The sequence below is a fragment of the Sphingomonas hengshuiensis genome, from assembly GCF_000935025.1.
Lineage (GTDB): Bacteria > Pseudomonadota > Alphaproteobacteria > Sphingomonadales > Sphingomonadaceae > Sphingomonas > Sphingomonas hengshuiensis.
In genome coordinates, this window is the sequence record NZ_CP010836.1 from 4,579,855 (window position 1) to 4,604,842 (window position 24,988).

General features: G+C 67.1%; 21 protein-coding genes, 1 tRNA gene and 2 pseudogenes. 21 read left to right on the forward strand and 3 right to left on the reverse strand.

Annotated elements, in window-relative coordinates; all coding sequences use genetic code 11:
- Positions 1-55 precede the first annotated feature (55 nt).
- Complete coding sequence (locus TS85_RS20965; protein WP_044334807.1) at positions 56-1,003, reverse strand: IS110 family RNA-guided transposase; 948 nt, start codon at positions 1,001-1,003, stop codon at positions 56-58.
- A 132-nt stretch (positions 1,004-1,135) separates the two neighbouring features.
- Here TS85_RS20965 and TS85_RS20970 point away from each other — a divergent pair, with 132 nt between their 5' ends.
- From TS85_RS20970 to TS85_RS26185, 13 genes and pseudogenes are all read left to right on the forward strand, one after another.
- Complete coding sequence (locus TS85_RS20970; RefSeq protein WP_077228735.1) at positions 1,136-1,477, forward strand: IS5/IS1182 family transposase; 342 nt, start codon at positions 1,136-1,138, stop codon at positions 1,475-1,477.
- 92 nt (positions 1,478-1,569) lie between these two features.
- Entirely contained in the window at positions 1,570-1,974 is a 405-nt protein-coding gene (locus TS85_RS20975) for a hypothetical protein (RefSeq protein WP_044334808.1), read from the forward strand.
- Positions 1,975-2,077: 103 nt separating this feature from the next.
- Positions 2,078-4,159: a TonB-dependent siderophore receptor gene (locus TS85_RS20980; RefSeq protein ID WP_077228736.1), complete on the forward strand. Its 2,082-nt coding sequence runs from the start codon at positions 2,078-2,080 to the stop codon at positions 4,157-4,159.
- Positions 4,159-4,977: a DJ-1/PfpI family protein gene (locus TS85_RS20985; protein ID WP_044334811.1), complete on the forward strand. Its 819-nt coding sequence runs from the start codon at positions 4,159-4,161 to the stop codon at positions 4,975-4,977. Before TS85_RS20980 ends, TS85_RS20985 begins: the two co-directional genes overlap by 1 nt.
- Positions 4,978-5,010: 33 nt before the next feature.
- Positions 5,011-5,415: a hypothetical protein gene (locus tag TS85_RS20990; protein ID WP_044334812.1), complete on the forward strand. Its 405-nt coding sequence runs from the start codon at positions 5,011-5,013 to the stop codon at positions 5,413-5,415.
- 97 nt (positions 5,416-5,512) lie between these two features.
- On the forward strand, positions 5,513-5,686 hold the full coding sequence (locus TS85_RS25635; protein WP_155006512.1) for a hypothetical protein: 174 nt from the start codon (positions 5,513-5,515) through the stop codon (positions 5,684-5,686).
- Between the two features lie 83 nt (positions 5,687-5,769).
- The gene (locus TS85_RS20995) at positions 5,770-6,210 is read left to right on the forward strand and encodes a DUF2244 domain-containing protein (protein WP_162184752.1); all 441 of its coding nucleotides are present in this window, start codon (positions 5,770-5,772) and stop codon (positions 6,208-6,210) included.
- A complete protein-coding gene (locus TS85_RS21000) occupies positions 6,207-7,349 on the forward strand; it encodes a PepSY-associated TM helix domain-containing protein (RefSeq protein WP_044334816.1) in 1,143 nt (380 codons plus the stop codon). The genes TS85_RS20995 and TS85_RS21000 overlap by 4 nt, the downstream gene beginning before the upstream one ends.
- Complete coding sequence (locus TS85_RS21005) at positions 7,346-9,484, forward strand: TonB-dependent receptor (RefSeq protein ID WP_044334817.1); 2,139 nt, start codon at positions 7,346-7,348, stop codon at positions 9,482-9,484. The genes TS85_RS21000 and TS85_RS21005 overlap by 4 nt, the downstream gene beginning before the upstream one ends.
- A 150-nt stretch (positions 9,485-9,634) precedes the next feature.
- Complete coding sequence (locus TS85_RS21010; RefSeq protein WP_052508045.1) at positions 9,635-10,495, forward strand: MbnP family copper-binding protein; 861 nt, start codon at positions 9,635-9,637, stop codon at positions 10,493-10,495.
- Positions 10,477-11,688: a methanobactin export MATE transporter MbnM gene (locus tag TS85_RS21015; protein ID WP_044334818.1), complete on the forward strand. Its 1,212-nt coding sequence runs from the start codon at positions 10,477-10,479 to the stop codon at positions 11,686-11,688. Before TS85_RS21010 ends, TS85_RS21015 begins: the two co-directional genes overlap by 19 nt.
- Complete coding sequence (locus tag TS85_RS21020) at positions 11,685-12,041, forward strand: copper resistance CopC family protein (protein ID WP_044334820.1); 357 nt, start codon at positions 11,685-11,687, stop codon at positions 12,039-12,041. The genes TS85_RS21015 and TS85_RS21020 overlap by 4 nt, the downstream gene beginning before the upstream one ends.
- A 337-nt stretch (positions 12,042-12,378) precedes the next feature.
- Positions 12,379-13,083, forward strand: a pseudogene (locus TS85_RS26185) (CopD family protein); the annotation flags it as partial.
- 105 nt (positions 13,084-13,188) lie between these two features.
- Here TS85_RS26185 and TS85_RS26460 read toward each other — a convergent pair.
- Together TS85_RS26460 and TS85_RS21030 are read right to left on the reverse strand one after the other, a co-directional pair.
- Positions 13,189-13,599, reverse strand: a pseudogene (locus tag TS85_RS26460) (Arm DNA-binding domain-containing protein); the annotation flags it as partial.
- A 173-nt stretch (positions 13,600-13,772) separates the two neighbouring features.
- Positions 13,773-13,859: transfer RNA gene (locus TS85_RS21030), tRNA-Leu, on the reverse strand.
- Between the two features lie 143 nt (positions 13,860-14,002).
- On the opposite strand from TS85_RS21030, the gene TS85_RS21035 reads away from it, so the two are divergent.
- The 8 genes from TS85_RS21035 (at position 14,003) to TS85_RS21070 (ending at position 24,986) form a co-directional block, all read left to right on the forward strand.
- The gene (locus TS85_RS21035) at positions 14,003-14,929 is read left to right on the forward strand and encodes a complex I NDUFA9 subunit family protein (RefSeq protein ID WP_044334824.1); all 927 of its coding nucleotides are present in this window, start codon (positions 14,003-14,005) and stop codon (positions 14,927-14,929) included.
- A 44-nt stretch (positions 14,930-14,973) separates the two neighbouring features.
- Positions 14,974-15,780 (forward strand): undecaprenyl-diphosphate phosphatase, encoded by an 807-nt coding sequence (locus TS85_RS21040; protein WP_044334826.1) that lies wholly within the window; start codon positions 14,974-14,976, stop codon positions 15,778-15,780.
- 123 nt (positions 15,781-15,903) lie between these two features.
- Complete coding sequence (locus TS85_RS21045; RefSeq protein WP_044334828.1) at positions 15,904-17,346, forward strand: NAD(P)-dependent oxidoreductase; 1,443 nt, start codon at positions 15,904-15,906, stop codon at positions 17,344-17,346.
- A 14-nt stretch (positions 17,347-17,360) separates the two neighbouring features.
- On the forward strand, positions 17,361-18,047 hold the full coding sequence (locus TS85_RS21050; RefSeq protein WP_044334830.1) for a DUF2059 domain-containing protein: 687 nt from the start codon (positions 17,361-17,363) through the stop codon (positions 18,045-18,047).
- Positions 18,044-18,679 carry a DUF2059 domain-containing protein gene (locus tag TS85_RS21055; RefSeq protein WP_052508046.1) on the forward strand — a complete coding sequence of 212 codons (636 nt, stop codon included), beginning with the start codon at positions 18,044-18,046 and terminating at the stop codon, positions 18,677-18,679. The genes TS85_RS21050 and TS85_RS21055 overlap by 4 nt, the downstream gene beginning before the upstream one ends.
- A complete protein-coding gene (gene gltB, locus TS85_RS21060; protein WP_044334832.1) occupies positions 18,676-23,184 on the forward strand; it encodes a glutamate synthase large subunit in 4,509 nt (1,502 codons plus the stop codon). The genes TS85_RS21055 and gltB overlap by 4 nt, the downstream gene beginning before the upstream one ends.
- Positions 23,185-23,638: 454 nt before the next feature.
- Positions 23,639-24,310, forward strand: coding sequence for a glutathione S-transferase family protein (locus tag TS85_RS21065; RefSeq protein WP_044334833.1), 672 nt, complete (start codon positions 23,639-23,641; stop codon positions 24,308-24,310).
- A gap of 58 nt (positions 24,311-24,368) precedes the next feature.
- Positions 24,369-24,986: a YbhB/YbcL family Raf kinase inhibitor-like protein gene (locus TS85_RS21070; RefSeq protein ID WP_044334834.1), complete on the forward strand. Its 618-nt coding sequence runs from the start codon at positions 24,369-24,371 to the stop codon at positions 24,984-24,986.
- The last annotated feature ends 2 nt before the right edge of the window (positions 24,987-24,988 follow it).

Here is a 24,988-nt window from a genome sequence, read left to right on the forward strand (position 1 = left end):
GACCCCGCTGAATGATATCGGGCGGCTGGCTGGACGGAATGCATGATGACCCACCTCATTCGGAGAATGCCGGGGCCAGCATCGTCGCCATATCCCCTTTTGCATCGCGGGCTTTTGCGTTGAGCCTGACGAGTAATTTTCGTGCAAGAGCGATGCGGACGACCATCTTCGCCTTGCCCTGTGCGAGCAGCCGGTCGCGGAAGCTGGCGAGATCGTCGTCGTATTTTCTGGCGACGTCGGCGACGAGGTAGAGGATCGATCGGACGGAAGGCCTTCCGCCCCGAACGCGGCGCCGGCCATTGCGCTGTCCGCTGTCGTTGGCGAGGGGAGCAAGGCCCGCGAGCTTGGCGATTGCCTTGTTCGAGAGGGTGCCGAGTTCCGGCAGGTCGGCGAGCAGGACGGCAACGGTTCTGTCGGCAAGGCCCTTGATCGAACGAATGGTCTTGTCGAGTTCGGCCCAGAGCGGATCGGCGGTGATCAGCGCCGCGATCTGGGCCGCAAGTGCCTTGGCCTGGCGGTTGAAAAGGGCAATCGCCTCCTTCAGGCTCGCCAATGCGGTGGGCTCACTGGTGCTGTGCAGCCGCTGCTTCTGGACCGAGAGATCGGCGGTAACCTGGCGCAATCTGGCCGTAAGTGCCGTCAGCCGGCGCTGATCCTCAGACGGCGGAGGCGTGGCGACCAGCTGTCTGGCATCGGCATAGCCGGCGATCATCTCGGCATCGATGCGATCTGTCTTCTCCAGATTGCCCATCGCGTCGGCGAAGCTGCGAACGGCCCTGGGGTTGGCGATGGCGCAGGGCTGACCCTGCTTCCACAGCGCCAGGAAGGCCGCTTGCTCAACACCTCCCGAAGCCTCCATCACGACCAGTTCGACACTGTGTTCGCGGCAGAAGGCGAGCAGTTGCGCGACGCCTTCTGCCGTGTTGGCGAAACGCTGATATCGTCCGGCGGACCAGCTATCGAGCCAGGCTTTGGAAACATCCACTCCACAAAGGTTGCGCATCACGGTAACCTGCCTTGTCTGTGCGATTGAGAATCAACCGACTGTTCGGTCGTGCGTGACAACGGCGATGATCCCAGGCTCCGTCGCGGTGAGCACCTGAGGGGGAACGGGCGACATCGCCGCCACGCCGGTGTGGGTGGCCACCCACACCGGCGCTCAGTCGCTTCCAGCAGAAACGAGCCGTGCTCGTCCAGATACAAGGGGGCAACCCTGCTCGGCGACAAGGGATACGACAGCAACGCCATCCGTGAAGCTGCTGCCGCCAAGAACGCTTGGGCCAACATCCCATCGCGGTCCAACCGCAAGCAACGCTTCGCCTTCTCGGGCTGGCTTTATCAGCAGCGGAACCTTGTCGAGCGCTTCTTCAACCGTATCAAGCACTTCCGGGGTATCGCCACCCGCTATGACAAGTGTCCCGAAAACTACCTCGCCGCCGTCAAACTCATCTGCGCACGCATCTGGTGTGCAGCGTAATGAGTCTACGCCCTAATGGTCTCGCACCGAGTTGACGCCGCAACCGACCGTTGCAGATGACAAGATGACACAGCGTCGCTAAGGCTTTTCCTATGTTGGGGGCAATTCGAAGCAGGAAGAGTGCGCGCAGCCTTGCGGCTGCCCTGTTCGCGTTCGCCCTGTTGCTGCGGATCGCGATCCCCTCCGGCTTCATGCCCGCCCAGACGACGCATGGCATCGTTGTGCGCATGTGCGGCGGCATGGCCAGCGGCCAGACGATGCTCCTCGACGTCGGCGTGCCGGACACGGGCAAACACCACCCCGAGCAGGACAAGCCGGTCGTGCCGTGCGCGTTTGCGGGGCTATCGGCGCCGGTGCTCGGCGCCGATCCGACGCTCGCCATGGCGATGCCGGCGATGGTGCTGGGCGAATTCGCGCTGCCGCCGCCCTCGGACTTCCGCCTCGCCGACGCCGATTTCCTGACCCCGCCGCTTCGAGGGCCGCCCGCGCGCGCCTGAGCGCCGGAGTGGATCGATCCCGTCGCGCGCCGCGCGGCTTGTTTCCCTGTTCTCCGGTGTGCTGCGCGCCTGTCGCGCATTCCCAGCCCTGCCGGAGAATTCCATGCTCAAGACCCGAATGCTGGCGACGCTCGCCTGCACCGTAGCGCCCGTTGCCGCCCATGCTCAGGACAAGCCCGCCCAGGGCTGGACCGCCGACACCATCGTCGTGACCGGTCAGCGCGAAACCTATGCCACGCCGCAGACCACGACCGCGACGCGCACCGCCACGCCGGTCGAGAAAGTCCCCCAGTCGATCCAGACGATCACGCGCACGCTGATCGAGGAGCAGGATCTCCAGACACTGCCCGACGCGCTGGTCAACGTCTCGGGCGTGGTGCCCACCAGCATCGAGCAGACCGTGCTCCAGCCGACGCTCATCCGCGGCTTCGCAGTCAATTGTTACATCGACGGCGTGCCGACCTATCAGCTCCCGGCCGGCGTCGGCGATCCCGGCACGCTGGTCAATGTCGAGCGCATCGACGTCGCCAAGGGGCCGACCGCCACGCTCTATGGCGGGGGCAGCGGCGCGCCGCTGTCGGGGGTCATCAACCTCGTCTCGCGCGATCCTTACGACCGGCTGGGCATGACGATCACCGCGCGTGCGGGCTCGTTCGGCACGGTTGGGGCGGAAGGCGACGTCAATCTGCCGCTGATGGCGGGCGTCGCCCTGCGCGTGACCGGCATGATCGACAGCGCCGATAGCTATATCGACTTCGTCAGCCGCGATCGCCGCGCGATCTTCCCGACCCTGGCGATCGGCCTTGGCACCGATACCAGCCTGGTGGTGCGCGGGCGCTACAGCAAGATCGAGCAGACCGAATATGCCGGCCTGCCGGTGTCGCTGCTCGATCCGGTCGCGGTGATTGATCGCGCTACCTATGCCGGCGCGCGCGACATGCCGCGCACCGGAATCGAGAACAAGGGGCTGACCGGATCGCTCACCCACCGCTTTTCGGACCGGGTGGAGGCGAATCTGACCGTCGCGCGCACCATCACCAGCTTCGAGGAACGGGGCAGCTTTCCCTATGGCGAGATCAGCGGGACGGTCTATAATTTCGGCACCGCCTTTCTGCCGTCCGAGAGCAAGAAGACCTATGCGACCGGCACGGTTACCGCCCGCTTCGGGGAGGGTGGCCTGCGCCAGACGATCCTGGTCGGCGCCGATTACGACCATAGCCGCTATTTCGGGGCGATGTATTTCAATCCGGCCTGGGCGACGATCGACTACGCCCGCCCGCTGCCGGCGCCGAACTTTGGCGGCGACCCGCCCTTTTATTTCGATCAGCACGACCGGATGGAGAGCTTCGCCCTCTTCGCGCAGGACCAGATCGGTATCGGCGATCGGCTGGACGTGACGCTCGGCCTGCGCTGGACGCATATCAAGGTCACCAGCAATGTCGGCGTGGCGACCGAGGATACCGCGGAGAAGGTCACGCCGCGGATCGGCGCGACCTTCCGCATCGTCGACGGCATCTCGCTGTTCGGCGGCTATGCCGAGGGGTTCCAGGGCGTGGTCGGCGGTGGCTTCTACACCATCACCCCCAAGCCCGAGACGTCGCAGGCCTGGGAAGGCGGGATCAAGTTCGCAGCGCCGATCAAGGGGCTGACCGGCACCGCCGCGCTCTACCAGATCACCCGCCAGAATGTGGTGACCGCCGATCCGGTGGTGCCGTTCGCGAACATCCAGACCGGCGAGCAGCGCGCGCGCAGCGCCGAACTCGACCTGATTTATGAGCCGGTCCCCTCGGTGTCGCTGCTGTTCAACTATGCCTATACCGACGCCAAGGTCACCAAGGACAACAGCCTGCCGGTCGGCGACCGGCTGCGCGCGGTGCCGGCGCATAGCGGGCGGCTGGCGGCGCGCTACCGCTTCCGCGACGGCGCGTTGCGGGGCTTTTCACTGGGAAGCGGCGTCACCGCCGTGTCGCGGCGCGAGCTTACCTTGCCCAACACGGTGTCGGTCAAGGGCATGGCGCTGGTGGACGCGCAGGCCTCCTACGATCTCGGCCCCGTCTCGCTCAGCCTGTCGGTGACCAACCTGCTCGGCAATGACGGGCTGGAGCCGTACCAGTATTTCGGCGGCCCCTATGTGATCCCCACCCAGCCGCGCTCGGCCTTCCTCACGCTCAAGGGAGGGTTCTGATGGAGGGCTTCGATCGCCGCACCGCGCTGATGATGGGGCTGTTCGGTGCGCTGGCCGCCAGCCGGGCCGGCGCGCAGACCGCCGCCGATCCGCACGCCGGCCACACCATGGCCGAGATGCCGCCCGGCTGGGTAAAGCCCGACCAGATCGCCATGCTCTGCTATCCCGGCATGACGATCCTCGACCTGATCGGGCCGCAATATATGTTCGCGGCGCTGATGGGCGCGACGGTCCATCTGGTCGGCAAGACGCGCGATCCGATGACCAGCGACACCGGCGTCACCATCCTTCCCACCACGACCTTCGCCGAGTGCCCGAAGGACCTGACCGTGCTGTTCGCACCCGGCGGTGCGAGCGGGACGCTGGCGGCGATGCGCGATGACGCCACGCGCGCCTTCATCGCCGATCGCGGCGCCCGCGCCCAGTATGTCACATCGGTATGTACCGGCGCACTGATCCTGGGTGCTGCGGGACTGCTCCAGGGCTATCGCGCGACGACCCACTGGGCCGCGCTCGAGACCCTGGCCGATTGCGGCGCGACGCCGGTCTCCGAGCGCGTCGTGCGCGACCGCAACCGCATCACCGGCGCCGGGGTCACCGCCGGGCTCGATTTCGGGATCGCCATGGTCGCCGAGCTGCGCGACCCGGTCTATGCGCAGGGCGTACAGCTGGGCTGCGAATACGATCCGCAGCCGCCCTTCCATGCCGGCTCAACCCGCACCGCACCCCCAGAGGTGCAGGCGATCATGAGGTCGATGTACACCGCCTTTCCGGGCCAGGTGCGTGCGGCGCTCGCCGCGGTGAAGGCGGCGTCATGACCGCCTGCGCTCCTCGGTCGCAGGGCTGAACCGATGCCGCTGACGACCCGGATCCGCAACTCCACGCCCGCACGGCGCGTCTTCGCGCTGCTGCTGCTGTGCGTGCTGGCGATCCGGGTCGCGATCCCGACCGGGTTCATGCCGATCGCCAATGCACATGGCATCACGATCTCCGTCTGCACGGGCCAGGGCGCGGTGACGGCGTTCCTGCCCATTCCGCAGCGTGAGGACGGCCAGGACCATCATGGCCCGGCAGCGGCACCTTGCGCCTTCGCCATCGGGCTCGGCGGCCCGCTGCTCGACCCGACCGATCCGGCATTACGCGTTACGCCGGCTTCGACTTTCGATGCGCCGCTCCGTTCCTCGATGGCGGACATGACCGTTCACCGTCTGGCTGCGCCACCGCCGCCCGCTCAGGGACCTCCTTCACGCGACTGAAGCAGGCGCGGCGCATCGATCTCGGTCGCCGCTGGCAGCGCATGGCTCACCCATGCGCGTGACGCCTTCGGGCGGCAGGAGCGGAGGAACTCCCAAAATGTCGAATATTGCAACGGCACCCACGCCGTTCATCGCCTGGCTGCGCCGGACGCGCCGCTCGGCCTGGCTGCTGATCGGGCTGTGCCTGGTTTTTCGCGTCGGTGACGCGGTGCTTGGCGAGCGCCACGCCGCCGATGCGGGCACGCCCGCCATGGCGGCGATGGCCCAATGAGCGCCGAGGCCCTTTCCGGGCGCACGCCCCCAGACGCGATCGGTCCGTGGCAAGCGACACACGCCACCGAGAACGAAATCCGCATGATCGCACCGCGGTCGGCGCTGCCGGTTCAGGGGAAGTATCTGCTCTGGGGAGCAGGCGTAGCCGCCGCGCTTCTATCGCTGCGCTTCGTGCTGATCGGCGCCTGGCTGGTGCTGCTCTTCTCGGTGCTCGACATCGGCGGGCTCGCGGTCGCGCTGTACCTGTTCAATAAGGGGCCGGTCCCCGAGGAACGGCTCCGCGTCGTCGACGGGGTCGTCGAGCTTGTCCGCCTCGACGGGCGCGGTCGCCAGTCCCGAATCGCCCTGCCGGCCTATTGGACGCGGCTCGAGGCGAACGGCCGCACCGAACTCGACCATGCGCTGTGGCTCGTCTTTCGCCACGAGCGATACCCGATCGGCCAATGCGTGTCGGCTGATGAGCGGCGCGTGCTCGAGCCCCGCATCCGGGCGCTGCTGCAAACCGCGCGGGGCACCGCGTGACCGCACGCAGCCGCATCCTTCTCCGCCAGGTCCATCTCTGGCTCGGGCTGGCGCTTGGCGGGCTGTTCGCGCTGCTGGCCGCGACCGGCTCGGCGCTGGTCTTCTATATCGAGATCGACAAGGCGTTGCATCCGGCGATCCAACCGACGGCGTCCGCGCCGACATTGGACTGGTCATCGCCGGCCTGGGACCGCGCGCTGACCACCGCCCGGACGCACTGGCCCGATCCCCACGGCAACTGGTCGTTCGAGGCGACCGGCGAGCCCGGTGCCATCCCCGCACGCTACTACCCATCGGAAGCGCATGGCCATCACGCCGCACGCACCATGGTGTGGTTCTCCCCCGATGGTGCCCAAGTGCTGCGCGCCGAGCCGTGGGGCGGCTATCTGATGAGCTGGCTCTACGAACTGCACATGCATCTGCTCGCGGGCGAGATCGGCAGTCAGATCGTCGGCTGGTCGGGCTTCGCGATGCTGGTGCTGCTGGTCAGCGGCATCGTGGTCTGGTGGCCGCGCGGGAGCTGGCGCAAGGCGCTTGCCTTCAAGCGCAACGCCGTGCCGATCCGGCGGCTGCGCGACCTCCACAAACTGGCGGGCGTGTGGAGCATGGGCCTGCTTTTCGTGCTGGTCGGCACCGGCGCGCTGCTCGCGCTGCCCACGGTAAAGGCGCAGTTGCTGACTGCGACGATCGCTGCGCCCGACCCGATACCCGATCCGCAATCGGGCGCATCGCGCGGACGGCAAATCCCGATCGCGCGGGCGCTCGCCGCTGCACGCCGGGCAGTGCCGGAGGCCCGGCTCGCTTTTATCGACGTGCCGGGCGCGGGACCGAAGCCGTTCCGCATCCGGGTGCAGATGCCCGGCGATCCGCATCGCCGCTTCCCCGGCAGCTTCGTCTTTATCGACCAATATTCCGGCGCCGTGCTTGCCGTCCATGACGTGCGGCGCGGCAACGCGGCGACGACCACCGTCAAATGGATCCGCGTCCTGCACGACGGATCGATCGCGGGCCTGTCGACCCGCATCCTCGCCGTGATCCTCGGCCTCGTTCCGCTCGGTCTGTTCGTGACCGGGTTCCTTCACTGGCGCCGCCGCCTCGCGGCCCGCGCCCAAGCCCATACAACAGGGAGTTTCTCGTGAAAGCATCGTTCCTCGCCATCGCGGCGTGCCTCGTCGCGTCTCCGGCGCTGGCCCAGGTCGCCGACAATTCCACCGACCGCGACACGATCCTCGTCACCGGCCAGCAACTCGAGCAGCAAACCGAGGTGTCGGGCCGGCTCGGCCTCTCCATCCGCGAGACGCCGGCGGTGGTCGACATCGTCACGCAGCAGGATTTCCAGCTGCAGGGCGTTCGCAACGCGATTGAGGCGATGAACGCCGCGCCCGGCGTCGCCTCCGGCAACCTGCCGGGATCGATCGGCGCGGTGTCGATGCGCGGTTTCCAGCGTGCGGTGAACTATCTCTATGACGGCGTGCGCATGGCCAATTCGGACGTCGGGGTGCGCAACTGGGATGCCTGGTCGTTCGAGCGGATCGAAGTCATCAAGGGGCCGGCCTCGGTCACCTCGGGCGAAGGCGCGCTGGCCGGCGCGATCAACTTCGTGCCGCGCCGACCCACTCTTGACGGACCGAGCGGCGAGATGCTGGCCAGCTATGGCAGCTTCGATACCGCACGCCTCGCCGCCGATGTGAACCTGCCGCTCGGTAAGACATTGGCAGTGCGCGGCGACGTGTCCTTCTCGCGCTCGTCGGGGTGGATCGACGACGCCGACAGCCGGACCTTCGCGGCCACCGGCTCGCTCCTCTTCAAGCCCAGCGACCGCTTCTCGCTGGTCGTCTCGGTCGACCATTTCGAGGACCGGTTCGAGACCGCCTATTACGGCACGCCGGTCGTCGCGCGGTCGGTGGCGCGCGACCCGTCATCGGCGGTGTCGGGCAGTTCCGGGCTGGTGCTCGACAAGGCGATGCGCCGGACCAACTTCGACTATACCGACGGCAAGGACGGGTCGAACACGACCTGGCTGCGCGCCCGCGCCGACTATGCGCTGAGCGACACGCTGACGATCGTCAGCGACACCAGCTATTATGACAGCTTCCGCGACTATAAGGACGCCGACGAATATAGCTTCAACGCCACGACCGGGCGGATCGATCGCGGCGCGACCTATATCAGCCACGATCACCAATATTGGAACCAGCGCCTGCACCTTGCCTTTGACGGCCGGATCGCGGGGCTGCGCAATCGCTTCACGATCGGAGCCGAATTCGGCCATACCGATTTCTTCACGGTGCGGCGCTTCGGCGCCTCGTCCGTCGATCCGTTCAATCCGGTGCGGGGCATTTTCCCGGCCGACACCCCCGCCAATTTCTCGACGCGCCAGGACGTCACCGCGAAGGTCGATGCGCTTGCGATCTTCGCCGAGGATGCGCTCAATCTGACCGACCAGTGGCTGGTCGTCGGCGGCATACGCTATGACGATGTGAAGCTCGACCGCAGCGTGCGCAACGCCACCAGCGGCGCGGTGCAGACCTATGGCCAGACCTATCACCCGATCTCGTGGCGCGCGGGCACGGTCTATAGCGTCACGCCCCGCACCCAGTTGTTCGCGCAATATACCCGCGCGGTCACCCCGGTCAGCGGCCTGCTGTTCCTCAGCGCCGCCAACGCGAAGTTCGAACTGACCACCGGCTATTCCTATGAAGGGGGCATCAAGACCTCGCTCAGCGGAACCGGCGTCGAACTGACCGCATCGGCCTTCTATATCCGGCAGGACGACATCCTCACGCGCGATCCGACCAACCCGGCGGTAGTGTTCCAGGGCGGCGCGCAACGCTCGCGCGGGGCGGAAATCTCGCTCAACCTGCCGGTCACGCCGGAGCTGAACGTGACCGCGAGCGGCACGCTGCTCGACGCCGAATATCTGGAACTGATCGAGGCGGGCGGCGTCAACCGCGCGGGCAACCGGCCGCAGAACGTCCCCGAGCGGCTGGCCGATCTCGTCGTCACCTGGTCGCCCAAGGCACTGCCGATCACGCTGGTCGGCAGCATGCGCCACAATGGCGATTTCTACACCGAGACCGCGAACGTCACCAAGGTCAACGCCTTCACGACCTTCGACGCGGCGGTGTCGTGGAACGCATCCTTCGGCACGCTGACGCTGCGCGGACGCAACCTCACCGACGAATTCTATGCCGACTGGTCCGGCTACGCCTCCGGCCTCGTCTTCATCGGCGCACCGCGCAGCGTCGAGCTGTCGTTCACCCGCAAATTCTGACGCGCTTTCCAGGAGACGAACGCATGTATGCCATCCCTGCACTTGTCGCTGCCGCGTGACGCTGATGCCCGCCACACAGGCCGCGATCGGCATAGGTCATGCTCAACGGGCGGTTGCGAGCCCCCCCAATCCCAAGGTGAAGGAGAAATCATGATGCGGTTCGTTCTCGCGCTAGGCACGCTGCTGGCCGCTGTCGCAGCCATCCCGGCGTTCGCACAACCCACGCAGCAACCCGTCGAAATCCGCTTCGATGCGCGGGTCGGCACCGAGCCGGCGCGGTGCGGCCAAGCCTATGCCGATGTCGGCACCGCCAAAGCCGGCCTGCGCTTCCAGGATATGCGCGTCTATGTATCGGCGGTGAAGCTGATCGACGCCAGCGGACGCGCGGTGCCGGTGACGCTCACCCCCGACGATCAGTGGCAGAGCGATCAGGTGACGTTGCTCGACTTCGAGGACGGGTCGGGCAACTGCAACGGCAACGCCGCCACCAACAAGGTGGTGCGCGGCACCGTGCCCGCCGGCGACTATCGCGGCCTGATCTTCGAGGTCGGCGTGCCGCAAGCCGTCAACCACCAGGATCCTACGCTCGCCGCCGCGCCGCTCAACGTCACCGCGCTGACCTGGCCATGGCGGGTCGGCTACAAGTTCACCACGATCGATCTGCAAACCAGCGGCGGCGCGGGCGGCCCCAATGCCGCGACCGGCTTCTCGATCCATCTCGGCAGCACCGCTTGCGGTGAAGGATCGCCGATGACCGCGCCGAGCGCGCCCTGCGCCAACCCCAACCGGCCCAGCTATCGGCTCGACGGCTTTGATCCGGCCAAATCGACGGTGATCCTCGACATGGGCGCGCTGCTTGCCGGCACCGACATCACGGTCAACGCACCCAAATCGGCATCGGGCTGCATGTCCTTCCCGAGCGATGGCGACTGCATCGCGATCTTCGACCGGCTCGGCCTGCCGTTCGACAGCAAGCCCTCGAGCGGCCAGAAATGGGTACGGGCCGAATAGCCGTGCAGCGCGTCTGGAACCTCGCCCTGCTATTCTCGGCAGTCCTGCTGGCCCTCAGCGTGGCGCATGCGCAGCAGCGGCAATCGGCGCTCCAGCCGATCGACGCGATGGTGCCCAGTCGGTACGACTTTGGTCTGCCGGCCTGGGCCCCCCGACCGATGGAGCCTGCCGCCAACCCGACCACGCCGGCCAAGGTCGAACTGGGGCGGTATCTGTTCTACGACACGCGCCTGTCGCTGGACGGCACGATGGCGTGCGCCTCCTGCCACGAACAGGCGCGCGCCTTCACCGACGGACGCGCGGTATCCAAGGGCGTCACCGGCGAGAGCACGCCGCGCAATTCGATGTCGCTGGTCAACGTCGCCTATTTCCCGGTGCTGACCTGGGCCAATCCGCTGCTAAAGCATCTCGAGCAGCAGGCGCTGGTGCCGCTGCTGGGGCAGGAGCCTGTCGAACTCGGGCTGGCCGGCAAGGACGCCGAGATCGTCCAGCGGCTCGCCGCTGAGCCGGTGTACCGGCGCCTCTTCGCCCAGGCATTTCCGGAGGCGGACGGCGAGATTTCACTGGCCACGGTGGTCCGTGCATTGTCGGCGTTCGAACGCTCGATCGTGTCGATGCGCTCGCCCTATGACCGCTATCGCTATGAAGGCGATGCCGACGCCCTTTCGGACTCGGCGGTCCGGGGCGAAGCGCTGTTCTTCTCCGAGCGGCTCGAATGCCATCACTGCCATAACGGCCTGAACCTCGCGGACACCGTGCTACACGAGCGCAACAAGGCGGGCGAGATCGCCTTCCACAATACCGGGCTCTACAATCTCGACCGCAAGGGCGCGTATCCAGCGAACAATACCGGCATTGCCGAGATCACCGGCCGGCCCGAGGATATGGGCCGGTTCCGGGCGCCGAGCCTGCGCAACGTGGCGGTGACGGCGCCCTATATGCACGATGGTTCGATTCCGACGCTCGACGCGGTGATCGATCATTATGCAGCGGGCGGGCGGACGATTTCCTCCGGGCCGCACGCCGGGATTGGCCGCACCAACCCCTATAAGAGTTCGTTTGTCTCGGGCTTCACGCTGACGCGAGCGGAACGCGCGGACCTGATCGCGTTTCTGACGTCGCTGACCGACGAGGCGCTGCTGCACGATCCGCGCTTCGCCAACCCCTGGCCCAAGAAGGAAAACGCCAAATGAAGACATTGTGGACCGCCGCGATCGTCGCGGCAGCGCTGGCGGTGCCGGCGGCGGTGCAGGCGCATACCGCGCTGCGCAGCTCCAACCCGGCGAGCGGCAGCGTCCTGACCCAATCCCCGCCCGTACTGACGCTGACCTTCCTTGAGCCCGCGTCGCTGACGTCGCTGACGCTGGTGACGGCGGCTGGCGAGCGGCAATTGCCGTTCAAGCCGGCCGGCAAGGCGCTGGTGTTCAACGCGCCCCAGCCGGGGTTCGTGCGCGGCCGCAACGAGGTGCGGTGGCGGGCGCTGTCGCGCGACGGCCATGTCGTCGAAGGCAGCATCATCATCGTCCTCCGCGCGCCCAAGCCCTGATATGCTCGAAGCGCTCGCCGCGCTCGCCAAGGGGATCGGCACTGCGGCGGCGCTGACCGCTGCGGGCACGATCCTGGCGCGGGTAACCTGGGCGCGCGGCGGCGCCCAGTCGCGTCCGATGGCTGCGGGTGTCACGCGCTGGGCGGGCATCGCGCTGGCGATCACAGCCTGCGGGGAGGCGCTGCTGTTCTTCGTGCGGCTCGGCGGCGGCGCGGACGCGGCGACGCTTGGCGCGCTGTTCCTGTCACCGCTCGGCGCGGCGCTGGGGCTGCATCTCGTCGGTGGTATATGGGTAGCGGCGTTCGCGAGGAGGCGGGTCGCACTGGTCGGCGCGGCGATGATCCTCGCCGCGTTCGGCGTCGTCGGCCATGCCGCTACCAACGGCATCGTGACATCGATCACCGTCATCCTGCACGTAACCGCCGCCGCCTGGTGGTTGGGCGGCCTGTGGATCCTGCTCGGGGCGAACCGGACCAGCGCGGCGGAATTTCTGTCACTGGTCGACCGGTTCAGCCGACAGGCAGTCTGGGTGGTCGGCGTCCTCCTCGCCGCTGCCCTGACAACGACCGCCGCCTTGCTCAACTTGCGGATCGATCTCGCGCTTGCCTATCAGCAGGGACTGCTCGTCAAGCTCGCCTTTACCGGCGCACTGCTCGTCCTGGCAGGTATCAACAAACTGATCCTGACACCCCGTCTTGCCGCCCGTGCCGACGCTCGTGTCTGGCTGCGCCGGGCGATTGTCGCCGAGATACTGCTGTTCGTCGGCGCGCTCACCACGACGGCATATCTCACCACCTATCTGTCACCGCATGACGCAGACGACGCAGCCCATGCCCATGGCGATGCGGGTGCGGCGCATGGTCCGATCGCTGTTGTCGATCCCTGGGCAGCCGCGGTGCCCGGAGGGGCGATGACGGGCGCCGGCTATATGACGATCGTGAACAATCAGCCGGTGGCGGATCGCCTGATCGGCGCGAGCAGCCCATGGGCCGAGCGTGTCGATATACAGGCGTCGGAACGGGCCCGCGGGATAGCCCATATGCGTGCGCCCAAAGCGTTGCCGGTGCCTGCCCACGGGCAGGTTGTGCTGCGGCACGGCGCGCAGGACGGCCAAGACTTCCTGCGGCGACATCTTCGAGACGGGAAGGCTGCCGATCATCGGATACGTCATGCCGAGCAGCCAGCGAATCTTGTCGAGCGTGATCGGTGCGCGGCCCTCCCGTTCATTCTTCGGCACCCATTCTTCTGCGATCGTCTTGAACGTGTTGTCGGCCGCCACCTTGCGCGCGAGGTTCTCGCCCCTCTTCTCGGCAGCGGGATCGAGGCCGGCGGCAATCTGCTCCCGCGCCTTATCGCGCCGCTGGCGCGCCATGGCGATTCCCACCTCGGGCCAGGCGCCGAAATAGAGCGTCTTCTGCCGGCCAAGGTGTCGGCAGTTCATGCGCCAGAGTTTCGTACCGTTGGTCTGGACGACGAGGTAGAGCCCATCGGAGTCGGCCACCTTGGAGGCCTTGTCTTTGGGCTTCGCGTTGGTGATCTGGATGTGATTCAGTGCCATGATGGTACCAGCTCCAAAGGGCTCTCCGGCACCATCAAAAACACCATCATTTTGATGGTGCTGCCGATGGATTCGGGTGGATGAGCCCGGATTCCATTTGGCGATTTTCACTGAAAATATGCTGTAAAACCAGCTGTTTGCTGGACGCTGCTGGACGTATCCAGAGCCAGTATTGGTGCCCAGAAGAGGACTCGAACCTCCACGACCTTGCGATCGCCAGCACCTGAAGCTGGTGCGTCTACCAATTCCGCCATCTGGGCACGGGGTAGGGGGCGGCCTTTAGGGGCGGGGTGGTTGGCTTGTCAACTGCGACGTTGCGGAAAAGCGAAGCGTGCGTGGCGCTTGCCGTTTTGGGCTGCGCGCGGCATTGGGGGCGGCTCGCAGGACGGCGGATGAGGCGGACATGAAAGACAGGCTGGTAACGCTGATCGGTGGCGGCGGATTTTTTGGCCGCTATGTCGCACAGGAATTGCTGCGCGCCGGCGCGCGGGTGCGCATTGCGCAGAAGCGGCCGCGCGATGCGTGGTTCCTCAAGCCGCAGGGCGGGCTCGGCCAGACCCAGTTCGTCGCGGCCGACATCGCCCAGCCCGAGACGCTGCGCCACGCCGTCGACGGCGCCGACGCAGTGGTGAACCTGGTCGGCATCCTCGCAGGCAATTTCCAGGCAGTGCATGTCGACGGCGCGCGCAACGTTGCGGCGGCGGCGAAGGCGGCGGGCGTAGAGGCGCTGGTCCATGTCTCGGCGATCGGCGCGGATCCGGCTTCGGCATCGGCCTATGGCCGGTCGAAGGGCGAGGGCGAGGCGGCGGTGCGCGGCGCCTTTCCCGAGGCGACGATCCTGCGCCCCTCGATTCTGTTCGGGCGCGAGGATGCATTTGTGAACCGCTTCGCCGGGATGATCGCCGCCGCGCCGGTAGTGCCGGTGCTGCGCGCCGGGGTGAAGTTCCAGCCGGCCTATGTCGCCGATGCGGCGCAGGCCGTCGTCGCGGCGCTCGCCGATCCGGGCCAGCATGGCGGGCAGCTGTACGAACTGGGCGGGCCCGATGTGATCAGCATGGGCGCGCTTCATCGCTGGATCGCCGATGCGATCGGTCGCAAGCCGCATTTCCTCGAGCTTCCCGATTCGGTCGGCGCGATCCTGGCCTCGCTGCCGGGGACGCCGATCACGCAGGACCAGTGGCGGATGCTCCAGCAGGACAATGTCGTTGCGCCAGGGGCCAAGGGGTTCGCCGCACTGGGGATCACCCCCACGCCGCTCGCCGCGGTCGCGCCGGGGTGGCTGGTGCGCTTCCGCCGGCATGGGCGTTTCGGGCGGCTCGGCGCAGCCTGAGCGCGCGCCTTACTCCCTATCGTTAACAGGAGCCGGGTGGCTGCATGACCGAAATTCTCGTCGCGATCCTGCTCGGCATCGTCGAGGGCGTAACCGAATTCCTGCCGGTATCGTCGACCGGGCATCTGATCCTCGCCAGCGAGCTGCTCGGCTATGATTCGGAGCAATGGGCGATGTTCAACGTCGTCATCCAGCTCGGCGCGATCCTGGCGGTGGTGGTGCTGTACTGGCGCACCTTCTGGGCGGTCGCGGTGGGGCTGTTGCAGCTAAACCCGGTATCGTGGCGGTTCCTGCGCAACCTGGTGATCGCGTTCATCCCGGCGGCGGTGATCGGGCTGGCGCTGCATGACCATATCGAGGCGCTGCTGGGGTCGCCACGCGTCGTCGCGGTCGCGCTGATCGTCGGGGGCATCGCGATCCTAGTGATCGAGCGGCTGGTACGCGACGCGCATATCGTCGGGATCGCCGACATCCCGGTGGTGCGGGTGATCGGGATCGGCCTCATCCAGTGCATGGCGATGGTGCCGGGGGTCAGCCGTTCGGGCGCGACGATCCTGGGCGCGCTGTCGCTGGGGGTCGAGCGCCGTACCGCCGCCGAGTTCAGCTTCTTCCTGGCGATCCCGACGATGCTCGGCGCGACGGTGCTCGGGCTGGCCAAGCATGGCGGCACGCTGGCGTCGGGGCGAGTCGGCTGGACCGAGATCGGCGTGGGGTTCGTGGTGTCGTTCCTGGTCGCGATCCTGGTGATCAAATGGTTCGTCGGGATCGTCAGCAAGCACGGTTTCACGCCCTTTGCCTGGTATCGTATCGTCGCCGGCAGCGCGGCGCTGATCTGGCTTTCGATGCGATAAGGCCGTATCGGACCTATATTGGCGGAACTTTACGGGTTTTCACAAAGCCGCGGCCGGCGAATCCTTTAATAGGTAAGTGGTACTGACTTTTCGTCCTGCCGCCGCTCTGCTAAGGGGCGCGGCATGGCTGATGATGCAATGCTCAAATTCGTCGGGCGGACCCAGTCCTACCCGGACAAGCGCCCTGCGGACCTGCGCGCGGAAGATTTTCGCGAGATCGCGGAACGCTATGCCGTGCCCGATGCGGAGGCGCAGGCCGGGCGCTGCTCGCAATGCGGCGTGCCCTATTGCTCGGTGCATTGCCCGCTGCACAATCACATCCCCGACTGGCTGCGGCTGACCGCGGAGGGGCGGCTGCGCGAGGCGTATCAGCTGTCGAACAGCACCTCGACCATGCCCGAGATCTGCGGCCGCATCTGCCCGCAGGACCGGCTGTGCGAAGGCAATTGCGTCATCGAATTTTCGGGGCACGGCGCGGTCACGATCGGGTCGGTCGAGAAGTTCATCACCGATACCGCCTGGGAACAGGGCTGGGTCGAGCCGGTGCATGTCGGCGCGGCGACCGGCCAGTCGGTCGGGATCATCGGCGCGGGGCCGGCGGGGCTTTCGGCTGCCGAATATCTGCGCACCGCGGGCCATGACGTCCATGTCTATGACCGCCACGATCGCGCGGGCGGGCTGCTGACCTATGGCATCCCCGGCTTCAAGCTCGAGAAGGAAATCGTGATGCGCCGCGTCGCGCGGCTCGAGGAAGCGGGAATCGTCTTCCATTGCGGCTTCGAAGTCGGGCGTGACGCGAGCCTCGACGATCTGCGCGCGCGGCATGATTCGATCCTGATCGCGACCGGGGTGTACAAGGCACGCGGGATCAAGGCGCCCGGCGTCGGCGCTGGCGGCGTGGTCGAGGCGCTCGAGTACCTCACCGCATCGAACCGCAAGGGGTTTGGCGATGCCGTTCCCGCCTATGACGATGGCAGCCTGAATGCTGCGGGCAAGCATGTCGTCGTGGTCGGCGGCGGCGACACCGCGATGGATTGCGTCCGCACTGCGATTCGCCAGGGCGCGGCGTCGGTGAAGTGCCTCTATCGCCGCGACCGCGCGAACATGCCGGGATCGCAGCGCGAAGTCGGCAATGCCGAGGAGGAAGGCGTCGAGTTCGTCTGGCTCTCCGCGCCCGAGGCGTTCGACGGCGGCGATACGGTCAGCGGCGTGCGCGCCGCGCGGATGCGGCTGGGCGCGCCCGATGCCTCGGGCCGCCGCGCGCCCGAAATCGATCCGGGCAGCGGCTTCCAGCTCCCCGCCGACCTGGTGATCAAGGCACTGGGGTTCGAGGCTGAGGATTTGCCGACGCTGTTCGGCGCGCCTTCGCTCGGCGTTACGCGCTGGGGGACGGTGCGCGCCGATGGCAAGACGATGATGACCAGCCTCGACGGCGTGTTCGCGGCGGGCGATATCGTGCGCGGCGCGAGTCTCGTCGTCTGGGCGATTCGCGACGGTCGCGATGTCGCGGCGCATATGCATGCCTGGATGCGCGCGCGCGCCGACGCTGCGGTTCGCGCCGCCTGAACGGGGATAGCGTCATGAAGTCACTCCTTGCGGCGTTCGCGGTCGCCACTGCGGCATTGTTGCCCTCGACGGCGCAGGCGCGTGGTGCGCCCATTGCGGTCGCGCCCAGCCCCGATGTCGAGCAGCTGGTGGCGATGCTGGTCGGTGATGACGCGATGCTGCGCCTGGGTACGCGGGCGTTTGATGCGAATATCGAAGAGGAACTCGCCGCCGATCCGCAGGCCAAGGCGCTTCTGGCCCGCGATCCCGGGCTCAAAACCTATGTGTCGGACCAGCTGCGGGCGTCGTTCGTTGCGGTGCTCCAGCGGGAACTGCCGACGCTCCGCGGCCAGCTGGGCACGCTTTTCGCCAGCGAGCTGACGGCAACCGAAGTCGCCGACACGCTGGCGTTCTTCTCCAGCCCGGTCGGCAGGAAGCTGATCGCGCAAGTCTATCAGGCAGCGGGCGACACGCCCGGGCAGGACCAGGCGGCGATGCAGCAGGCGGCGATCGCATCGGTGATGGCGAACCTCCAGCCCGAGGATTACCCGGCATTGATGGCGTTCGGGGCGAGCAGCGCCGCGCAGAAGATGCAGGTGGTGAACCCCAAGATCAGCGCGACCAGCCAGGCGTGGGCCGAAAAGCTGGTCTCCGCGAACGAGGCTGCGTTCCGGCAACAGGCGATCGCCGCGGTGGCCGACTATATGGCGAAGCAGAGGTGAGCGTGCGGCACCTTGGCTGGGCAATCGCGATGCTATGTGCCGTGCCCGGCGGCCCGGCCTATGCGCAGGCAGCCCCGCAGGCAGAGGTGGTGGATGCCGCGCGCCTCGCGATCGCCGACTCGATCGTCGCAAAGCTGGTCCCCACGGGCATTTACCTGCGGATGATGCGCGACACCTTCCCGCCGATGATGGACGCGATGATCGCGCGGATGAGCGGAATGACCGCCGCCGATCTGGGCGCGAAGGATACCGACGGCAAGACGCTGGAGCAAAGCGCCATCGCGAACGACCCCGCCTTTCGCGAGCGCATGACGATCATGACTCGGGTGATGGGCGAAGAACTGGGCAAGGTGATGGACGGGCTGGAGCCGCGCGTGCGCACGGCGCTCGGCAAATCCTTCGCGCGGCGCTTCACGCTCCAGCAACTCCGCGACTTCGACGCCTTTTTCGCGACTCCTTCGGGCGCCGCCTTCGCGAAAGACTATCTGCTGACCTTGATGGATCCTGAGATGATGCAGGAAATGTCGGCCGCCACCCCCGAACTCATCCGCGCGATGCCCGCCATCATGGCGCGCGTCGAAAAGGAAACGGCACATCTGCCGCCCCTGCCCAAGCCCGAGAGCAAGCAATGACCCACGAATCCGAACGCGACCGCCTTGCCCGTGAAGGCATGTACCGTCCCGAGTTCGAAGGCGATGCCTGTGGCGTCGGCCTTGTCGCCGCGACCGATGGCGTGGCCTCGCGCCGCGTCGTCCAGTCGGCGATCGATGCGCTGAAGGCGGTGTGGCATCGCGGCGCGGTCGACGCCGATGGCAAGACTGGCGACGGCGCCGGCATCCATGTCGACTTGCCGGCCAGCTTCTTCGACGATGCGATCGCCGCGGGCGGGCATCGCGTGCGGCCGAACCGGCTGGCGGTGGGCATGGTCTTCCTGCCGCGCACCGATCTGGGCGCGCAGGAGACGTGCCGCACGATCGTCGAGAGCGAGATCATCGAGGCGGGCTATACCATCTATGGCTGGCGCCAGGTGCCTGTCGACGTGCGCGTCATCGGGATGAAGGCGCAGGCGACCCGGCCCGAGATCGAGCAGATCATGATCGCCGGGCCGATGCCCGACGCGGTCGATGCCGCCGAGTTCGAGAAGAATTTGTACCTGATCCGCCGGCGTATCGAACGCCGGGTGATCGCGGCGCAGATCAGCGGCTTCTACATCTGTTCGCTGTCGTGCCGCTCGATCGTGTACAAGGGGCTGTTCCTGGCGGAATCGCTGTCCGAATTCTATCCGGACCTGAAGGACGAACGCTTCGTCAGCCGCGTCGCGATCTTTCACCAGCGCTATTCGACCAACACCTTCCCGCAATGGTGGCTGGCGCAGCCGTTCCGCTGCCTCGCCCACAATGGCGAGATCAACACGATTCGCGGCAACAAGAACTGGATGCTCAGCCACGAGATCAAGATGGCGAGCATCGCGTTCGGCGAGCAGAGCGAGGACATCAAGCCGGTGATCCCGGCGGGCGCCAGCGATACCGCCGCGCTCGACGCGGTGTTCGAGGCGATCTGCCGCTCGGGCCGCGACGCGCCGACCGCCAAGCTGATGCTGGTGCCCGAGGCGATGGGCGACGACACCCCCGCGCCGCATCTGGCGATGTACCAGTATCTCGCCAGCGTGATGGAGCCGTGGGACGGCCCCGCCGCGCTCGCGATGACCGATGGCCGCTGGGCCGTCGCGGGGATGGACCGCAATGCGCTGCGCCCCCTGCGCTATACCCAGACCGCCGACGGGCTGCTGATCGTCGGGTCGGAAGCCGGGATGGTCCAGGTCGCCGAGGCGAATGTGCTCGCCAAGGGCCGGCTGGGGCCGGGGCAGATGATCGCCGTCGACTTGCAGGAAGGCGTGCTGCTCGAGGACCGCGCGATCAAGGACAAGATCGCGGGCGAGGCCGATTATGCCGCGATGATCGGCGAATTCCTCGGCGTCGAGGATCTGCCCGCGCCCGAGGCGATCCCCGCCTATTTCGAGCGCGCCGAGCTGACCCGGCGCCAGGTCGCCGCCGGGCAGACGCTCGAGGATATGGAGCTGATCCTCGCGCCGATGGTCGAGACGTCGAAGGAAGCCATCGGCTCGATGGGCGACGATACCCCGCTCGCGGTGATTTCGGACAAGCCGCGGCTGATCAGCCAGTTCTTCCGCCAGAATTTCAGCCAGGTCACCAACCCGCCGATCGATCCCTTGCGCGAACGCCATGTGATGTCGCTCAAGACGCGGTTCGGCAATCTCGCCAACATCCTCGATGTCGAGGGCGGGCGCAGCCGCGTGCTCGTGCTCGAAAGCCCGGTGCTGACCAACGCCGACTGGCATCGGCTGCGCGCGCATTTCGGCGGCCAGAGCGCGGAGATCCGCTGCACCTTCCCCGCCGCGGACGGCCCCGACGGGCTGCGCGCCGCGATTGCGCGCATCCGCTATGAGGCCGAGCAGGCCGTGCGCGCCGGCTGCACCGAACTGTTCCTGACCGACGAGCATCTGGGCGCCGATACCGTAGCCATCGCGGGCGTGCTCGCGGCGGCGGCGGTGCACACGCACCTCGTCCGCCGGGGCCTGCGCTCCTATGCCAGCGTCAATGTCCGCACCGCGGAGTGCCTCGACACGCATTATTATGCGGTGCTGATCGGCGTGGGCGCGACGACGGTGAATGCCTATCTGACCGAAGCCTCGATCGCGGATCGCCAGGCGCGCGGGCTGTTCGGCGACCTCAGCCTCGAGGAATGCCTCAAGCGCCACCGCAAGGCGATCGACGAGGGGCTGCTCAAGATCCTGTCGAAGATGGGCATCGCGGTGATCAGCTCGTATCGCGGCGGCTATAATTTCGAAGCGGTGGGCCTGAGCCGCGCGCTGGTCAACGACCTGTTCCCCGGCATGCCCGCCAAGATTTCGGGCGAAGGCTATGCCTCGCTCCACCTCTCGGCGATGCTGCGGCACGATGCCGCCTGGGACCCGGCGGTGGCGTCGCTGCCGATCGGCGGCTTTTATCGCCAGCGCTTCGGCGGCGAGACCCATGCCTATTCGGCGCAGCTGATGCACCTGCTCCAGACCGCGGTCGGCACCGACAGCTATTCGAGCTATCTCGCCTTTTCGCGCGGGGTGCGCGACATGCCGCCGGTCTATCTGCGCGACCTGCTCGAGTTCAACTTCCCGAACGAAGCCATCGCGATCGACCAGGTCGAGGCGATCACCGAGATCCGCAAGCGCTTCGTCACTCCCGGCATGTCGCTCGGCGCACTCAGCCCCGAGGCGCATGAGACGCTGGCGATCGCGATGAACCGCATCGGCGCCAAGGCGGTGTCGGGCGAGGGCGGCGAGGACAAGGCGCGCTACACGCCCTATGACAATGGCGACAACGCCAATTCGGTGATCAAGCAGATCGCCAGCGGGCGCTTCGGCGTGACGGCGGAATATCTCAACGCCTGTGACGAAATCGAGATCAAGGTCGCACAGGGCGCAAAGCCCGGCGAGGGCGGGCAGCTGCCCGGCTTCAAGGTGACCGAGTTCATCGCCAAGCTCCGCCATGCGACGCCGGGGGTGACGCTGATCAGCCCGCCGCCGCACCACGACATTTATTCGATCGAGGATCTCGCGCAGCTCATCTACGACCTCAAGATGATCAACCCGCGCGCGCGGGTGTGCGTCAAGCTGGTCAGCTCGGCGGGGATCGGCACCGTTGCGGCAGGCGTGGCGAAGGCGCATGCCGACGTCATCCTCGTCGCGGGGCATGTCGGCGGCACCGGCGCGTCGCCGGTCACTTCGGTGAAATATGCGGGCACGCCGTGGGAAATGGGGCTGTCCGAAGTCAACCAGACGCTGACGCTCAACGGCCTGCGCGGGCGCGTCACGCTGCGCACCGATGGCGGGCTCAAGACCGGGCGCGACATCGTCATCGCCGCGATCCTGGGCGCCGAGGAATTCGGCATCGGTACGCTGAGCCTGGTGGCGATGGGCTGCATCATGGTGCGCCAATGCCATTCGAACACCTGTCCTGTCGGCGTGTGCACCCAGGACGAGCGGCTGCGCGCGAAGTTCGTCGGCACCCCGGAAAAGGTCATCAACCTGATGACCTTCATCGCCGAGGAAGTCCGCGAAATCCTCGCCAAGCTGGGGGTCAAGAGCCTCGACGAGATCATCGGCCGCACCGAACTGCTCCGCCAGGTCAGCCGCGGCGCCGAGCATCTCGACGATCTCGACTTGAACCCGATCCTCGCCAAGGTCGACGCGACCGACGCCGAGCGCCGGTTCAGCCTCAACACCTTCCGCAACGAAGTGCCCGACAGCCTGGATGCCCAGATGATCCGCGACGCGGCGGCGGTGTTTTCGCGCGGCGAGAAGATGCAGCTCACTTATTCGGTGCGCAACACGCATCGTGCGGTGGGCACGCGGCTGTCGAGCGAAGTCACCCGCACCTTCGGCATGTCGACGCTCAACGACGACCATATCCATGTCCGGCTGCGCGGCACCGCGGGCCAGTCGCTCGGTGCGTTCCTGTGCAAGGGGATCACGCTGGAGGTGTTCGGCGACGCCAACGACTATGTCGGCAAGGGCCTGTCGGGCGGCGTGATCGTCGTGCGCCAGATGGTCAGCTCGTCGCTGGTCAGCCACCGCAACACGATCATCGGCAACACCGTGCTGTACGGCGCGACCTCGGGCCGGCTGTTCGCGGCGGGTCAGGCGGGCGAGCGGTTTGCGGTGCGCAATTCGGGCGCCGATGTCGTTGTCGAGGGCTGCGGCGCGAATGGCTGCGAATATATGACCGGCGGCACCGCCGTCGTGCTGGGCGCGGTGGGGATGAACTTCGGCGCGGGCATGACCGGCGGCATGGCGTTCGTCTATGACGAGGATGGCAGCTTTGCCGGGCGCGCCAATCCGGAAAACATCGTGTGGCAGCGGCTGTCCTCCGCGCATTGGGAAGACAAGCTGCGCGGCCTGATCGAGGCGCACGCCAAGGCGACCGACAGCAAATGGTCGCGCGGTATCCTCGAGGATTGGGAGCGCGTCGCGGGCAAGTTCTGGCAGGTCGTGCCGAAGGAGATGCTGACTCGGCTGGCGCACCCGCTCGACGACAGCGTTGCGCTGGCGGCTGCGGAATAGGGCGTGGAGCGCCGGGCCCGTCAGGAGGTCGGCGCAATCATTGTCGTGTTCGCCATGGTGGCGGGTTTTTGCGTGTGGGCGTGGTTATGGCTTCCCGCCGACCGGTCAGTCCGTGTCGCACCCGCCACCATTGTTTCGATTACGCCGGGGCTTCCGGGCAAATATTATCGCGGCCCGCCCTACGTGCTTGTCGATCTTCGGTTGGACGACGGCAGGTTGGCGACGGTCCCGCGTTCGATCTTCTGTCTGCCGCGGCTCGAACCCGGCAAGCGAGTCGAGCTTGCCGAGCAACGGAGCAATGGCGGCCCCGCCCTATGGCGTTTCGCCGGGCCGCCTTGCCCCCAATAGTATCGCTTTGCTGTTGCGCGGTCCGGTCGCACATTCCCGTCGTTCTGGGCAGTCCCGCGCGAGGGACCGCTTTACGCCCGCTCCCCCGCGGGCCTAAAGCACTCGCATGTGGCAACTCTATCAATTCCCGCTCTGCCCTTTTTCGCGCAAAGTCCGGCTGTTGCTGGGCGAAAAGGGCATTGGTTATGAGCCCGTGCGCGAATCGCCCTGGTTGCGGCGCGACGAGTTTCTCGACCTGAATCCCACGGGGCAGGTGCCGGTGATGGTCGATACCGACCGGGGGGTCGCGCTGATCGACTCGACCGTGATCTGCGAGTTTTTCGAGGAGACCGTCGACAAGGCGGCGATGCTCAACGGTACTGCGGTCGACCGCGCGGAAATCCGGCGGTTGGTGGTGTGGTTCGATTCGAACTTCTTCCGCGACATCACCGCGCCGCTGCTCGAGGAGCGGATGATCAAGCGCCTCGTCCACCGGACCGCGCCCGACGCGCGCGCGCTGCGCGATGCGATGAAGGCGGCGGTGGGGCATCTCGACTATATCGATTATCTGCTCGATCACCGTACCTGGCTGGCGGGGCCGACGATGAGCCTCGCCGATCTGGCGGCGGCGGCGCAGATTTCGATCGCCGATTATCTCGGCGGGATCGACTGGAAGAGCCACGAACAGGCCAAGCGTTGGTATGTCGGCATGAAGAGCCGCCCCAGCTTCCGCCCGCTATTGTCCGAGCGGATGGACGGCATTCCGCCGCCGTCGGACTATGACAAGCTGGACGACTGACGCCCCGCGGAGCCTTTGCGCGCGCGCCGGGTTTTTCGGGATATCGAGGAGAGGCGTGATGCTCGAACATGTTCCCCATTGGCTCGGCAGCGCGTTGAAGGGCGTCCGCGCGGGCACCGAGAAGCTCGCGATCGTGCAGCCCGAGCTTGGCAGCTTCGCGGCGCTCATGCTTCGGAGCCCCGCCTTCGCCGATGGCGCGCGGCTGCCCGAGCGCTTCACCGCCGATGGCGACGGCGTGTCGCCGCCCTTGTTCTGGACCGGAGTGCCGGACGGCGCCGAGCGTATCGTGCTGTTGGTCGAGGACCCCGACGCACCCGCGCCGCAGCCTTTGGTCCATGCCGTGGTCTGGAACCTGCCGCCGGAGGACGGCGCGCTCGCGGAGGGGGCGATCCGTGCCGATGGCGCGGGCGAGAGCGGCGGCCGCGATGTCGGGCGCAATTCCTATCTGGGCGAAGGCTGGCTGCCACCCGATCCCCCGACCGGGCACGGCACCCATCATTATGCCTTCCAGCTTTTCGCGCTCGGCGCGGGGCCCGACGTCGCCGAGACGCCCGGGCGCGGCGCGATCGTCAAGGCGATGGCCGGGCGCGTGCTCGCCGCAGGGCTGTTGACCGGCACCTATTCGCGCGGCGAAGCGGCGCCGGTCGGCCCGGCCGGAGCGCTTGCCCCGGCCTGACG

Excerpts from the sequence above, each read along its gene's own strand:
- TS85_RS20965 (WP_044334807.1), bottom strand. The coding sequence starts at position 1,003 with ATGCGCAACCTTTGTGGAGTGGATGTTTCCAAAGCCTGGCTCGATAGC.
- TS85_RS20975 (WP_044334808.1), top strand. The coding sequence starts at position 1,570 with ATGTTGGGGGCAATTCGAAGCAGGAAGAGTGCGCGCAGCCTTGCGGCT.
- TS85_RS20980 (WP_077228736.1), top strand. The coding sequence starts at position 2,078 with ATGCTCAAGACCCGAATGCTGGCGACGCTCGCCTGCACCGTAGCGCCC.
- TS85_RS20985 (WP_044334811.1), top strand. The coding sequence starts at position 4,159 with ATGGAGGGCTTCGATCGCCGCACCGCGCTGATGATGGGGCTGTTCGGT.
- TS85_RS20990 (WP_044334812.1), top strand. The coding sequence starts at position 5,011 with ATGCCGCTGACGACCCGGATCCGCAACTCCACGCCCGCACGGCGCGTC.
- TS85_RS25635 (WP_155006512.1), top strand. The coding sequence starts at position 5,513 with ATGTCGAATATTGCAACGGCACCCACGCCGTTCATCGCCTGGCTGCGC.
- TS85_RS20995 (WP_162184752.1), top strand. The coding sequence starts at position 5,770 with ATGATCGCACCGCGGTCGGCGCTGCCGGTTCAGGGGAAGTATCTGCTC.
- TS85_RS21010 (WP_052508045.1), top strand. The coding sequence starts at position 9,635 with ATGATGCGGTTCGTTCTCGCGCTAGGCACGCTGCTGGCCGCTGTCGCA.
- TS85_RS21015 (WP_044334818.1), top strand. The coding sequence starts at position 10,477 with ATGGGTACGGGCCGAATAGCCGTGCAGCGCGTCTGGAACCTCGCCCTG.
- TS85_RS21020 (WP_044334820.1), top strand. The coding sequence starts at position 11,685 with ATGAAGACATTGTGGACCGCCGCGATCGTCGCGGCAGCGCTGGCGGTG.
- TS85_RS21035 (WP_044334824.1), top strand. The coding sequence starts at position 14,003 with ATGAAAGACAGGCTGGTAACGCTGATCGGTGGCGGCGGATTTTTTGGC.
- TS85_RS21040 (WP_044334826.1), top strand. The coding sequence starts at position 14,974 with ATGACCGAAATTCTCGTCGCGATCCTGCTCGGCATCGTCGAGGGCGTA.
- TS85_RS21045 (WP_044334828.1), top strand. The coding sequence starts at position 15,904 with ATGGCTGATGATGCAATGCTCAAATTCGTCGGGCGGACCCAGTCCTAC.
- TS85_RS21050 (WP_044334830.1), top strand. The coding sequence starts at position 17,361 with ATGAAGTCACTCCTTGCGGCGTTCGCGGTCGCCACTGCGGCATTGTTG.
- gltB (WP_044334832.1), top strand. The coding sequence starts at position 18,676 with ATGACCCACGAATCCGAACGCGACCGCCTTGCCCGTGAAGGCATGTAC.
- TS85_RS21065 (WP_044334833.1), top strand. The coding sequence starts at position 23,639 with ATGTGGCAACTCTATCAATTCCCGCTCTGCCCTTTTTCGCGCAAAGTC.
- TS85_RS21070 (WP_044334834.1), top strand. The coding sequence starts at position 24,369 with ATGCTCGAACATGTTCCCCATTGGCTCGGCAGCGCGTTGAAGGGCGTC.